Source organism: Streptomyces pratensis (genome assembly GCF_016804005.1).
GTDB classification, from domain to species: Bacteria; Actinomycetota; Actinomycetes; order Streptomycetales; family Streptomycetaceae; genus Streptomyces; species Streptomyces pratensis_A.
On sequence record NZ_CP051486.1, the window covers coordinates 1,989,386 to 2,001,378 of the forward strand.

At 69.4% G+C, this 11,993-nt stretch carries 12 protein-coding genes; 9 read left to right on the forward strand and 3 right to left on the reverse strand.

Going from position 1 to position 11,993, the window contains the following annotated elements:
- From HED23_RS08840 to HED23_RS08850, 3 genes are all read left to right on the forward strand, one after another.
- Window positions 1–2,910, forward strand: a complete 2,910-nt coding sequence (locus tag HED23_RS08840; protein ID WP_203182853.1) for a vitamin B12-dependent ribonucleotide reductase — start codon at window positions 1–3, stop codon at window positions 2,908–2,910.
- A 149-nt stretch (window positions 2,911–3,059) separates the two neighbouring features.
- Complete coding sequence (locus tag HED23_RS08845) at window positions 3,060–3,527, forward strand: hypothetical protein (RefSeq protein ID WP_203182854.1); 468 nt, start codon at window positions 3,060–3,062, stop codon at window positions 3,525–3,527.
- 18 nt (window positions 3,528–3,545) lie between these two features.
- Window positions 3,546–3,806: a hypothetical protein gene (locus HED23_RS08850; RefSeq protein WP_203182855.1), complete on the forward strand. Its 261-nt coding sequence runs from the start codon at window positions 3,546–3,548 to the stop codon at window positions 3,804–3,806.
- Window positions 3,807–3,976: 170 nt separating this feature from the next.
- On the opposite strand, the gene HED23_RS08855 is transcribed toward HED23_RS08850, so the two are convergent.
- Both HED23_RS08855 and HED23_RS08860 read right to left on the reverse strand, forming a co-directional pair.
- Window positions 3,977–4,555 carry a dihydrofolate reductase family protein gene (locus HED23_RS08855; protein WP_203182856.1) on the reverse strand — a complete coding sequence of 193 codons (579 nt, stop codon included), beginning with the start codon at window positions 4,553–4,555 and terminating at the stop codon, window positions 3,977–3,979.
- 47 nt (window positions 4,556–4,602) lie between these two features.
- Window positions 4,603–5,133, reverse strand: a complete 531-nt coding sequence (locus tag HED23_RS08860) for a TerD family protein (protein WP_203182857.1) — start codon at window positions 5,131–5,133, stop codon at window positions 4,603–4,605.
- A gap of 205 nt (window positions 5,134–5,338) precedes the next feature.
- Here HED23_RS08860 and HED23_RS08865 point away from each other — a divergent pair, with 205 nt between their 5' ends.
- The 3 genes from HED23_RS08865 to HED23_RS08875 all read left to right on the forward strand — a co-directional run bounded on the left by HED23_RS08865 (window position 5,339) and on the right by HED23_RS08875 (window position 7,620).
- Entirely contained in the window at window positions 5,339–5,944 is a 606-nt protein-coding gene (locus HED23_RS08865; protein ID WP_203182858.1) for a YdbC family protein, read from the forward strand.
- A 92-nt stretch (window positions 5,945–6,036) separates the two neighbouring features.
- A complete protein-coding gene (locus HED23_RS08870; protein ID WP_203182859.1) occupies window positions 6,037–6,696 on the forward strand; it encodes a histidine phosphatase family protein in 660 nt (219 codons plus the stop codon).
- A gap of 12 nt (window positions 6,697–6,708) precedes the next feature.
- Entirely contained in the window at window positions 6,709–7,620 is a 912-nt protein-coding gene (locus tag HED23_RS08875) for an ADP-ribosylglycohydrolase family protein (protein WP_203182860.1), read from the forward strand.
- A 237-nt stretch (window positions 7,621–7,857) separates the two neighbouring features.
- Here HED23_RS08875 and HED23_RS34970 read toward each other — a convergent pair whose 3' ends face one another.
- Complete coding sequence (locus HED23_RS34970; RefSeq protein WP_238441880.1) at window positions 7,858–8,130, reverse strand: hypothetical protein; 273 nt, start codon at window positions 8,128–8,130, stop codon at window positions 7,858–7,860.
- A 34-nt stretch (window positions 8,131–8,164) separates the two neighbouring features.
- On the opposite strand from HED23_RS34970, the gene HED23_RS08880 reads away from it, so the two are divergent.
- The 3 genes from HED23_RS08880 to HED23_RS08890 all read left to right on the forward strand — a co-directional run bounded on the left by HED23_RS08880 (window position 8,165) and on the right by HED23_RS08890 (window position 11,969).
- The gene (locus HED23_RS08880; RefSeq protein ID WP_238441881.1) at window positions 8,165–9,748 is read left to right on the forward strand and encodes a DUF4153 domain-containing protein; all 1,584 of its coding nucleotides are present in this window, start codon (window positions 8,165–8,167) and stop codon (window positions 9,746–9,748) included.
- Window positions 9,749–10,554: 806 nt separating this feature from the next.
- The gene (locus HED23_RS08885; RefSeq protein WP_203182861.1) at window positions 10,555–11,265 is read left to right on the forward strand and encodes a ribonuclease HII; all 711 of its coding nucleotides are present in this window, start codon (window positions 10,555–10,557) and stop codon (window positions 11,263–11,265) included.
- A 59-nt stretch (window positions 11,266–11,324) separates the two neighbouring features.
- Entirely contained in the window at window positions 11,325–11,969 is a 645-nt protein-coding gene (locus tag HED23_RS08890) for a hypothetical protein (RefSeq protein WP_203182862.1), read from the forward strand.
- Window positions 11,970–11,993: the final 24 nt, after the last annotated feature.

Consider the following 11,993-nt stretch of genomic DNA (forward strand, 5'->3'; position numbering starts at 1 on the left):
ATGACAGAGACGGCGAGCGGCCCGGCACGGGGTTCCCGCACCAAGGGAGCCAAGTCGACTGCGACCAAGCAGGGCCTGCGCATCGAGCGCATCCACACGAACCCCGGCGTGCACCCGTACGACGAGGTCGCGTGGGAGCGTCGTGACGTCGTCATGACCAACTGGCGCGACGGCTCGATCAACTTCGAGCAGCGTGGCGTCGAGTTCCCCGACTTCTGGTCGGTGAACGCGGTCAACATCGTCACCAGCAAGTACTTCCGGGGTGCTGTCGGTACGCCGCAGCGCGAGACGGGTCTGCGACAGCTGATCGACCGGATCGTGAAGACGTACCGGAAGGCCGGCGAGGACTACAACTACTTCGCCACCCCCGCCGACGCCGAGATCTTCGAGCACGAGCTGGCGTACGCCCTCCTGCACCAGATCTTCAGCTTCAACTCGCCGGTCTGGTTCAACGTCGGAACGCCCCAGCCGCAGCAGGTCTCGGCCTGCTTCATCCTTGCCGTCGACGACTCCATGGAGTCGATCCTCGACTGGTACAAGGAAGAGGGCATGATCTTCAAGGGCGGCTCCGGCGCCGGCCTGAACCTCTCCCGCATCCGCTCCTCCAAGGAGCTCCTCTCCTCCGGCGGCAACGCCTCAGGACCGGTCTCCTTCATGCGCGGTGCCGACGCCTCCGCAGGAACGATCAAGTCGGGCGGCGCCACACGCCGCGCGGCCAAGATGGTCATCCTCGACGTCGATCACCCCGACATCGAGAACTTCATCGAGACCAAGGTGAAGGAGGAGGAGAAGATCCGCGCCCTGCGCGACGCGGGCTTCGACATGGACCTGGGCGGCGACGACATCACGTCCGTCCAGTACCAGAACGCCAACAACTCGGTCCGCGTGAACGACGAGTTCATGAAGGCCGTCGAGTCCGGCGGCAAGTTCGGTCTGCGTGCCCGGATGACCGGTGACGTCATCGAAGAGGTCGAGGCCAAGTCCCTCTTCCGCAAGATGGCGGAGGCCGCGTGGGCCTGTGCCGACCCGGGCATCCAGTACGACGACACCATCAACAAGTGGCACACGTGCCCGGAGTCCGGCCGCATCAACGGCTCGAACCCCTGCAGCGAGTACATGCACCTGGACAACACCTCGTGCAACCTCGCCTCGCTGAACCTGATGAAGTTCCTCAAGGACGACGGCGAGGGACACCAGTCCTTCCAGGTCGAGCGCTTCGCCAAGGTCGTCGAGCTGGTCATCACCGCGATGGACATCTCGATCTGCTTCGCGGACTTCCCGACCCAGAAGATCGGCGACAACACCCGCGCGTACCGCCAGCTGGGCATCGGCTACGCCAACCTCGGCGCCCTGCTGATGGCCACAGGGCACGCGTACGACAGCGACGGCGGCCGGGCACTCGCCGGCGCCATCACCTCGCTGATGACCGGTACGTCCTACCGTCGCTCCGCAGAGCTCGCCGCGGTCGTCGGCCCGTACGACGGCTACGCCCGTAACGCGGAGCCGCACCAGCGCGTCATGAAGCAGCACTCGGACGCCAATGCTGTGGCCGTCCACGTCGACGACCTGGACTCGCCGGTCTGGGCCGCCGCCACGGAGGCCTGGCAGGACGTGATCCGCCTCGGCGCGAAGAACGGTTTCCGCAACGCCCAGGCATCCGTCATCGCCCCGACCGGCACCATCGGTCTCGCGATGTCCTGCGACACCACCGGCCTCGAGCCCGACCTCGCCCTGGTCAAGTTCAAGAAGCTCGTCGGCGGCGGCTCCATGCAGATCGTCAACGGCACGGTCCCGCAGGCCCTGCGCCGTCTCGGCTACCAGCCGGAGCAGATCGAGGCGATCGTCGCCCACATCGCCGACCACGGCAACGTGATCGACGCCCCCGGCCTCAAGACCGAGCACTACGAGGTCTTCGACTGCGCCATGGGCGAGCGTTCCATCTCGGCCATGGGCCACGTCCGGATGATGGCTGCGATCCAGCCGTGGATCTCCGGCGCCCTGTCCAAGACGGTGAACCTGCCGGAGACGGCCACCGTCGAGGACGTCGAGGAGGTCTACTTCGAGGCGTGGAAGATGGGCGTCAAGGCGCTCGCGATCTACCGCGACAACTGCAAGGTCGGCCAGCCCCTCTCCGCGAAGACCAAGGAGAAGGAGAAGGTCGAGGTCACGGCCAAGGCCGAGGACACCATCCGTGCCGCGGTCGAGAAGGTCGTCGAGTACCGCCCGGTCCGCAAGCGCCTGCCCAAGGGCCGTCCCGGCATCACCACCAGCTTCACGGTGGGTGGCGCCGAGGGCTACATGACCGCCAACTCCTACCCGGACGACGGTCTCGGTGAGGTCTTCCTGAAGATGTCGAAGCAGGGCTCCACCCTCGCGGGCATGATGGACGCCTTCTCCATCGCGGTCTCGGTCGGTCTGCAGTACGGCGTGCCGCTGGAGACCTACGTCTCCAAGTTCACCAACATGCGCTTCGAGCCGGCCGGTATGACGGACGACCCGGACGTGCGGATGGCGCAGTCGATCGTCGACTACATCTTCCGCCGCCTGGCGCTCGACTTCCTGCCCTTCGAGACGCGTTCCGCGCTCGGCATCCACTCTGCCGAGGAGCGTCAGCGTCACCTGGACACAGGTTCGTACGAGCCCGCCTTCGGGGACGACGAGCTCGACGCAGAGAGCCTGGCCCAGTCCGCTCCCGTACAGACGCAGCCGCTGAAGGCGGTCGCCGCGCCCGTGGAGAGCCCTGCCGAGAAGCCGGCGCCCAGGACGGCGCACACCTCTGCCGAGCTGGTGGAGATGCAGCTCGGCATCAGCGCGGACGCGCCGCTGTGCTTCTCGTGCGGTACGAAGATGCAGCGCGCAGGGTCCTGCTACATCTGCGAGGGCTGCGGCTCGACCAGCGGTTGCAGCTGACTCAGGGCGCTACTGAAGCGTAGATTGCCTGTTCAGGGCGGTGGAGCCGGTTTCTCGGCTCCACCGCCCTCGGCGCATGTGCCACCTGGCTGTCGTGTTTGATGCAATGCGGCGCCGGGTCGAGGGCTTACAGGTACGACAATCGTTCGGTGACCGACACGAAGCACCGCCTCACACTCCATGTCGTCGTTCCGGATTCCCTCCGAACCGGCTCCGGCGTGGAGGTCCGGCCGCTGGTCGACGGCGAGGACATCCTGGCCGACGTGTTCACAGAAGGGCCGGCCGAGGATCCTGGGCGTCTCCTGCTGCCGGACGGCCCTCTCGTTGCTGCTGTTGAGCCGCATGAGGTTCGGCTGGCCGAGGCAGAGTGCACCGAGGGGTGCTGCGGTGCTCTCTATGTGACGATCCGGCGTGACGGCGACCACGTGGTCTGGAGCGGGTGGCGTGATCCCGACGAGGACGCGGTCACTCTGCCTGATTTCCGTTTCGACGCCCGGGAGTACGAGGCGGAGGTCGAGCGGGCCGTCGCGGACCACAGCTGGGAGTGGCCGGCGCGTACCGTTGCCCGACTGCTGGAGCGGGATCTCGCAGACCGCACCGACTGGCTCGCGCGGTAGGAATGCGAACTCGGGGGCGTGTCCGCCTGGCTCGGGGAACCCGACCGGGTCAATCTCTTCCTCTTCCACCCGGGCAGGGCGGCCATCAGGGAAGACCGCCCATGGGTGCAGTTCCGGATGGTGCTCGATGCCTCCAGCGACGAGCCCGCGGCGCAGGCCGGGAGACTCGCTGAGCAGATCGTCGCGGCCGATCCACGTCGGACAGCCGAAGTCTGCGGGGGATCGGTGGAGTTCGCCAGGCGGCTCGGGTACCCCTGGCCGCCTCGGACGAGCGTGTGAGCGCGGCACGGGCCACGCCGGGTGATCTCCACCGGCAGGAACGCCGGGGCCGCATCGGGCCGACCGTCGACGCACACGGGAGCGGCTGACCGGCAGCTCACGAGGGGACCGGCCGGCGGCCGGTCCCCTCGGCGCACGGCGCCGCGCCGTCGGGAGACGCCGTTCGGATCTCAGGAGCCGCCGTGGTGCGGGCGGCGGTAATGGAGCAGCACGACGCCGTTGCCGAAGGTGTGGGTGCCGGAGAGCCGGAGCGCCATCGGGGTTTCCGCGGAGGAGGAGAACAGCGGCCTTCCCCGCCCGAGGACGACCGGGTGAACGTACAGGCGGAACTCGTCGATCAGGTCCAGGCGCATGAACGAGGCGGCGAGATCGGCACCGCCGACCGCCATGTCCCCGCCGGGCTCTGCCTGGAGCGCGCGGATGTCCTCGGCGACCACGTCGCGCATCACGGTGGTGTTCCAGTCCGCCCGGTCCAGAGTCCTGGAGAAGACGTACTTGGGCATGCTCCGCCAGATCTCGGCGAATTCGGCCGTCTCAGGGGTGCTCGACGGATCACTGTCCGCAGTCGGCCAGAATTCGGCCATCAATTCGTAGGAGACCCGTCCGTCCAGGAAGGCACTCATCGCGCGCGCCTGCTCATTGAAATGACGGTGCAGTTCCTCATCGACGAGGTGCCAGTCGATCTCTCGGTCCGGCCCCTCGAAGAAGCCGTCGAGAGACACCGACATCATCAGAACGATTTTTCTCATGTGTCCTCGCGGAGAATCACGGGTCAACGCCCCGTCCCTGTCACTCGTCAGCTCGAGCGGCTGCCCATCACCGAGGCGAACGAATCGGGATCGCCTTCGAACCCGCGGACGGCTCCGTGGAATCCCCAGGACCCGGAGGAGTCCCGGATGAACTCGGCGACGACCGCGGCGGTGGCGGCGCCGACGGCTGAGAAGTCGTCCTCCGCCAGATTCGTGTAGCCCTCGCGGATCTGCACGGCCGTGTGCTCTATCTGGCCGAAGGTCTTGCGACCGTCCCGCTGCTGGATGGCCACGCCGACCACGACCCTGGCGTACGCGTCCGACAACCGGTCCAGTTCGAGCGTCATGACCTCGTCGAAGCCGTAACCCTGCCCCGTCCGGCTGTCCCGGTTCAGCGTGATCGTCCCGTCGGGCGACCTGCTGTCGAAGTGCACGAGGTAGGCGGGACTGCCGTAGGGCGCGTCCCTCTCGTACGTGGCCGCGATGATGTCCAGGTCGTTGGCGGGCTCACCGGTGGCGCTGGGGTCCCACTTGACCCTCACTTCGACCTTCTCGATGTCCTTGTTGGGAGTGCTCATCGGACGTGCCTCCTCGCTGCTGGACCGACGGACCTCTTGCATCCTCAGATCATGTCCGTAACTGTTCGTGGATCCAACCGCGTTGGATCCGGACGTCGTATTCGGGCCACTCGCACGGCCGGGGCGGTACGGTCTCCCGGACGCCGACGCCGCAGGTCCGTCCGGAGCGTGACCCGCGACACGCCGGGACCCGTACGATAGCTCGGTGCTGGTCAAGTGGATTCGCTGCACCGTCGTGGACCGCCGCGGCTTCGAGCGCGGGCAGCGGAAGTGGGCGGGGCTGCTCGGTGAGCAGGGATTCCGGGGGCAGAGCGGCGGGTGGAGCCGAGGGCAGCCCGAGGTCGCCCATGTGTTCGCGTTCTGGGAGAGCCGGGTCTTCTACGACTCCTTCATGGCCCGCGGGCACGACCGGCTGGCCGCCGCACAGTCGGGCATGTACAAGGACATGCGGGTGAAGCTCTTCGACCACCGCTTCGACGTGAAGACCGGTTTTGAGCCGGATTTCACCGACGCCGACGTGCTCAGGGTCGCGCACAGCCGGGTTCACGAGGATCGCGTGGACCACTTCGCGCTCATGCAGCGTCAGGTGTGGAACCCGGCCATGTCGGGTTCCCCCGGCATGCTGCGAGGAGTCTTCGGGGAAGCACCGGGGCACGAGTTCCTGGTGCTGTCGATGTGGCAGTCGAGCGCCGAACGCGGCAAGTACCGGCCCGAGGGCGTCGCCCGGCTCGCGGCGCGGGCGGAGACCGACAGGGATGTCGAATCGCTGACGGGGGACGTGGTGCAGCTCGAGCCGTCGTGGACGGTCTGACGACGCCGTCCGGACGTTTCCTCGGTCACATGAGCCGCCCGGAGACCGCACGGATTGTTCGATCGCGCCGCACGGCATCTAGGGTCGGGTACATGGCGCGACCGCAACGCATCGTTCTCGTCCGGCACGGTGAGTCCGAGGGGAATGCCGACGACACGGTCTACGAACGTGAACCCGACCATGCGCTCAGGCTCACGGCGAAGGGCTTGCGCCAGGCGGAGGCTACGGGCTCCCGGCTGCGGGAGACGTTCGGCGACGAGAGTGTCAGTGTCTACATCTCGCCCTACCGGCGCACTCACGAGACTTTCAGGGCCTTCGGTCTCGCACCGGAACGTGTACGTGTCAGGGAGGAGCCCCGGCTGCGTGAGCAGGACTGGGGCAACTGGCAGGACCGTGACGACGTCAGACTGCAGAAGGCCTACCGGGACGCGTACGGGCACTTCTTCTACCGCTTCGCGCAGGGCGAGTCCGGGGCCGATGTGTACGACAGGGTCGACGCATTCCTGGAAAGCCTCCACCGCAGCTTCGAGGCCCCCGACCATCCTCCGAACGTCCTGCTGGTCACCCACGGGCTGACCATGAGGCTGTTCTGCATGCGCTGGTTCCACTGGTCGGTGGCGGAGTTCGAGTCGCTGTCCAACCCCGGGAACGGCGAATCCAGAACGCTGCTGCTCGGTGAGGACGGCCGTTATACGCTCGACCGCCCCTTCGAGCGGTGGCGCACCCCTGAGCCGTACGGCCGCACCGGATAGAGTGGCAGAGCGATGACCGCTGACTCTGTTTCCGACCGCTTCGAACGCGCTCTGGCCAGCCTGCGTGGACTGTCCGTGGGAGACGCCCTCGGTTCCCAGTTCTTCGTCCCGGCCAATTACCCCCTGCTCAAGAACCGCGAGCTGCCGCCCGGCGACTGGCAGTGGACCGACGACACCGAGATGGCCTGCTCCGTACTCGCCGTGCTGGCCGCCCACGAGCGCATCGACCAGGACGCGCTCGCCCACTCCTTCGCTCGGCACCACGACTTCGACCGGGGCTACGGGCCCGCGGTGAACCGGCTGCTCAGGCTGGTGAGGGAAGGCGGGGACTGGCGGGAGCTGGCCTCCGCCCTCTTCCAGGGCCAGGGCTCCTGGGGGAACGGTTCGGCGATGCGTATCGCGCCGCTGGGCGCCTGGTACGCGCACGACCCGGAGCAGGCCACCCACCAGGCCGAGATCTCCTCCTACACAACCCATCAGCACCGCGAAGCCGTCGTGGGGGCCATGGCCGTCGCGGCGGCCGCCGCCCTCGTCGCCGCACCGGGAGGGCCGCCGACACCGGAGGGCCTGCTCGACGGTGTCGTCGCCCTCGTCCCCCGCAGCGCGGTCGGTGCCGGGCTGCGCAGGGCGCGCGACATGCTGGACTACGGGGACGCGGGGACGGTGGCGGCGGTGCTCGGCAACGGCCGCCGTACGAGTGCGCACGACACTGTGCCGTTCGCCCTCTGGTCGGCTGCACGGAACCTCGGTGACTTCGAGCAGGCGTTCTGGGCGACCGCCCAGGCGGGCGGGGACGTGGACACCACCTGCGCCATCGTCGGCGGGATCATCGCCGCGGAGCGGGTCGGCGCGCCTCCGGCCGGCTGGCTGGCGCAGACGGAAGAGCTGCCCGACTGGGTCCCCCTCGCTCCGGCGCGGCACTGACCGTCCGCCTGGCCGGCGGGTCATGTCCAGGCCGGGGCACCTTTTACTGTCACGGTCCTGCCACAGCAGAGGCTCCGACCGCCCGGACGGACCGGCCGGGACTTACTCTTTCGGCCACGCCGCCCTCATCGATCTTGGTGGGTGTGCGCCTAGAGACGCCGGGGCCGTCGTGCCGCGATGTGGCCGTGCGAGCGGACCTCGGTGGGGGAGGGGTCCCATGTCCGATCAACTGCCCGATCAGCCGTCCGAAGCTTCCGGTCCGCCCGACGTGTCGCCGGGGTCCAGCGGGGCGGTGAAGTCCTCGCCCGGCACGGGGCCGGGGTCCAGCGGGGCGGTGAAGTCCTCGCCCGGCACGGGGCCGGGGTCCAGCGGGGCGGTGAAGTCCTCGCCCGGCACGGGGCCGGGGTCCAGCGGGGCGGTGAAGTCCTCGCCCGGCACGGCGACCGAACCGGCATCCCAGGATCCCGGCCGGGCGAAGGCCGCGGTGGGGCTGCCCGCGCGGGCCTCCACCCGGACGGTACCGCCGCAGGGCGCTGGCCCTGATGTGCCGAAGGTACCCGCCTATCTCCAGGCGCAGCCACGGCCGGACGTCTGGCTGCGCGGGGGCAAGCAGCCGCCGCCCGGTGTGCTGTCCCAGTTGCGTCCTTCGGCCCCGCCCGCGATCGGCCCCGGCACACTCTGGTCGGTCTTCGCGACCGCCCTGCTCAGCGCCCTGCTTCTCGGCGACGGTGTGGGTCCCAACCTGCTGATCGTGGCGCTGCCCGCCGCCCTGGGGGCCTTCTTCGCCGCACGCTCCGCCGGGCGCGTGCTGCGGCCCTGGACGGCGGTCTGGGCAGTGGGCGGCCTGGCGCTCCTGACGATTCCGGCGCTGCGGGAAGCGGGATGGCCGGTCTTCCTCTCCGTCGTGTCGGCCCTCGCCCTAAGCTCGCTCGCCCTGCACGGCAGCCGAAGCTGGCCGGGCGTGCTGCTCGGATCGCTGGGCCTGTTCCCCTCTGTCGCCGCCGGTGCGCGTTGGGGGTGGCGCGGGGTGCGCGTCCGCGCGGACGACTCCCGGGGCCGGGTGCGCAGCGTGCTGCGCACCACGGCCGTGGCCGCCGTGCTGCTCGTGGTGTTCGGCGCACTTTTCGCCTCCGCGGACGCGGCCTTCGCCGAGCTGCTGGGCAGTCTCACTCCCGACGCGTCGATCGGTGACAGCCCGTGGCGGGCCTTCCTCTTCGCACTCGGACTCCTCGGAGCACTCGCCGCCGCCCACAGCGCTGCGGCGCCGGTGCGCTGGGACGGCATCACCGTCCGGCCGGGCAAGCCCAGGAACAGGGTGGAGTGGGCACTCCCGCTGATCGTGCTCAACCTGCTCTTCGCGGCCTTCGTCGCGCTGCAGCTCGTCGTCCTTCTCGGCGGATACGACAAGGTGCTGGAAGAGACGGGCCTCAAGCCCGCCGAGTACGCCCGACAGGGGTTCTGGCAGCTTCTCTGGGCGACCGTGCTGACCCTGGTCGTCGTCGCGCTGGCCCTGCGCTGGGCTCCACGCGGCGGGCCGGGCGACCGGGCGCTGGTCCGGAGCGTTCTCGGCGCCCTGTGCGTACTCACGCTCGTCGTCGTGGCCTCCGCGCTTCGGCGTATGGACCTCTACGTGGACGCCTTCGGACTGACCCGGCTGCGGATCTCCGTGGCCGCTGTGGAGCTCTGGCTCGGTGTGGTGCTGGTCCTCATCCTCGCCGCCGGCCTCTTCGGTGCCAGGCTGCTGCCGCGCGCGATCGCCGTGAGCGCGGCAGCCGGGGTGCTCGTCTTCGGGCTGGTCTCGCCCGACGGACTGATCGCCGAACAGAACGTCCAGCGGTACCACAGCGACAAGTCGATCGACATCGACTATCTGAAGGGGCTCTCCGCAGATGCCGTGCCGGCCCTGAACGGCCTGCCGGAACCGCTGAGGTCCTGCGCGCTGGAGCGTTTCCGGCGTGACCTCGCCCTTTCGGACGCTCCGTGGTACGCCTCCAGCTGGGGCGAGGTCAGGGCCCGGGAAATCCTCGAGAGCTACGGCGTGCAGAACCACGGAACCGAGTGCCACGGCCTCGGTCGGGATGCCGAGGAGCGAGAACGCTGGGAGGAGGACTCCTACGACCCGTACTGAACCCCTGGGCCGTGGGAGACGGGCCCGGCGCGCATCGAGCGGGGCGCGACCTGAGTGGGGCGCGACCTGAGTGGGCCGTCCGGTCGCTGTCCGGTCGGCCCGCCCCGCGTTCCGGGGCCGTCGCTTACCGCACGTCCGGGGCCGTCACCCGACCGTGGGCCCGGGGTCGTCGCCGCTCTCCCGCCACGGGCACAGCGAGCCCCCGAACGCCCGCTTGAGGCTGGTGCGTTCGGGAAGCGCGCTCGTGTCGGCGAGGCCGGGCACACGACGGCTGCCCCGGGACTCTTCGTATGCCGTCCGCAGGAATCCGTCCGGGCTTCCCGGGGATCCGTCCCGGCTCCCGGAACCGTCCGGGCTTCCCGGGATCCACGGCGAAGCCGGTCCCGGATCAAGGCGCGCAGTAGGGTCGGTCGACGTTCGCGTATGCGATGTGATTGGGTCGCCGGTTCCCCGGAGGGTGGTTCCGGTGAAAGACGCACACTGCTTGCGTGCTCGCGATGGTGCTGATCCGCCTTGGCCCGAAAGGGGAGAGAGGCGGATCGGCGGCACGAGTCGCGAGGGTCTGGATATCGACCGGGCGGCAATGCCGGTTTGTAGTCCGATGTGCGAATGCGAAGAGGTGGGCGGGGTTCGCTCTCTCGGATGTCCGGTCGGTTCAGAGGGGCCCTGCTCTGTTTTTCTGGACCCAGCCGGCCCTTGCCGCGCACAGGCCCACAGGGCTTCGGGCGTGGCCGGCACGCGCCGAACCGCTCGGCGGTGCCCCGGGGTGTTCTTGCCGTGCCCATCGGCGTAACCTGGCAGGCGCCATGCCGTACGAACCACCCACGCACACCGTCGAGCGCTCACTGCGCGCCACATCCGGTGCCAGGACCGTCGCCGGCGTCGACGAAGTCGGACGCGGAGCGTGGGCCGGCCCCGTCACCGTGTGCGCTGCCGTCACCGGTCTCCGAAGGCCTCCCGAGGGCCTCACCGACTCCAAGCTGATCACTCCCAAGCGCAGGGCGGAACTCGCCCCGGTGCTCGAGAAATGGGTCACTGCCTACGGGCTGGGGCATGCGTCACCCCTGGAGATCGATGAACTCGGCATGACCGCGGCGCTTCGTCTCGCGGCCGTCAGGGCGCTCGAGTTGCTGCCCGTGCGGCCGGACGCCGTGATCCTCGACGGCAAGCACGATTACCTCGGAGCGCCCTGGAACGTCCGCACCGTGATCAAGGGTGACCAGTCCTGCATCGCCGTCGCTGCGGCCTCGGTGATCGCCAAGGTCCACCGGGACACGATGATGGCCGAACTGGGGGCGGACACGGGGCAGTACGCAGACTTCGCCTTCGGCGCCAACGCCGGTTATCCCTCACCGGTACACCGGGCAGCGCTGGAGGAGCGGGGGCCTACGCCTCACCACCGCCTCAGCTGGGCCTACCTCGACGCGCTGCCCAAGTGGCAGCACCTGAAGAAGGTCCGATTCTCCGCCGAGGCGGCGGCACTGGAAAGCGGGGGCCAGCTCGGCTTCGACTTCTGATCGCACAGGCGCATCCACCCGCCGACGCGTGCCGCGTCGGCTGTGTCAGACAAGCATCCATGCCTCTCATCTCATCCCCCGAGGAGCCTCAGATTCCCGAGAGCGCCCAGGGTCCCCGCGTCACACCGGCCGCCGGCCGCACCGCGCCGACCCCCCGCCCCGTACCTGGCCCGCGTTCCGCGGCCACCCCGCGTCCCGGAAATCCGGGCCGCGGTCCCGCGCGCCCCGCGCCCCCGGCGCAGCGTCCGCGCCCTGCACCCAGCTCTCCCGCCGCTCCGGCTCCCGCCGGGCTGAAGCTGCCGGAAGAACCTTCCGCCGCGCAGTTCCAGCTGATTCCGGCGTCGGCCGACGGTGCGGTCGACGCTGCCGACGAGGCGGTCGACCTGCTGCTCGATTCCGGACGGTCACCCGGCGACATCCTGGTGCTCACCACCGCCGAACTGCACCCCTGGGCCGCTCACGAGCTCTCCTTCGGAGAAGCCGCGTACTGGGCCCAGCACGACGCGGGTGACGACGTCTTCTTCGCCGGCACGGCGAGCGTCGGCCGTTGGGCCCCCCGTTCCGTGGTCGTCGTCGCGGTCAACGGCGACGTCGACGACAGGGCTGCCCGAGCACTGTCCGACGTGCGGGAGCGCGCCGGTGCGCTGTTGATCGTGTGCGGAGACCCGCAGAAGATCAATTCCGCGCTCGGCGCGGGGGTCTGAGCCGTAGCACGCCCGTGGGTCCCG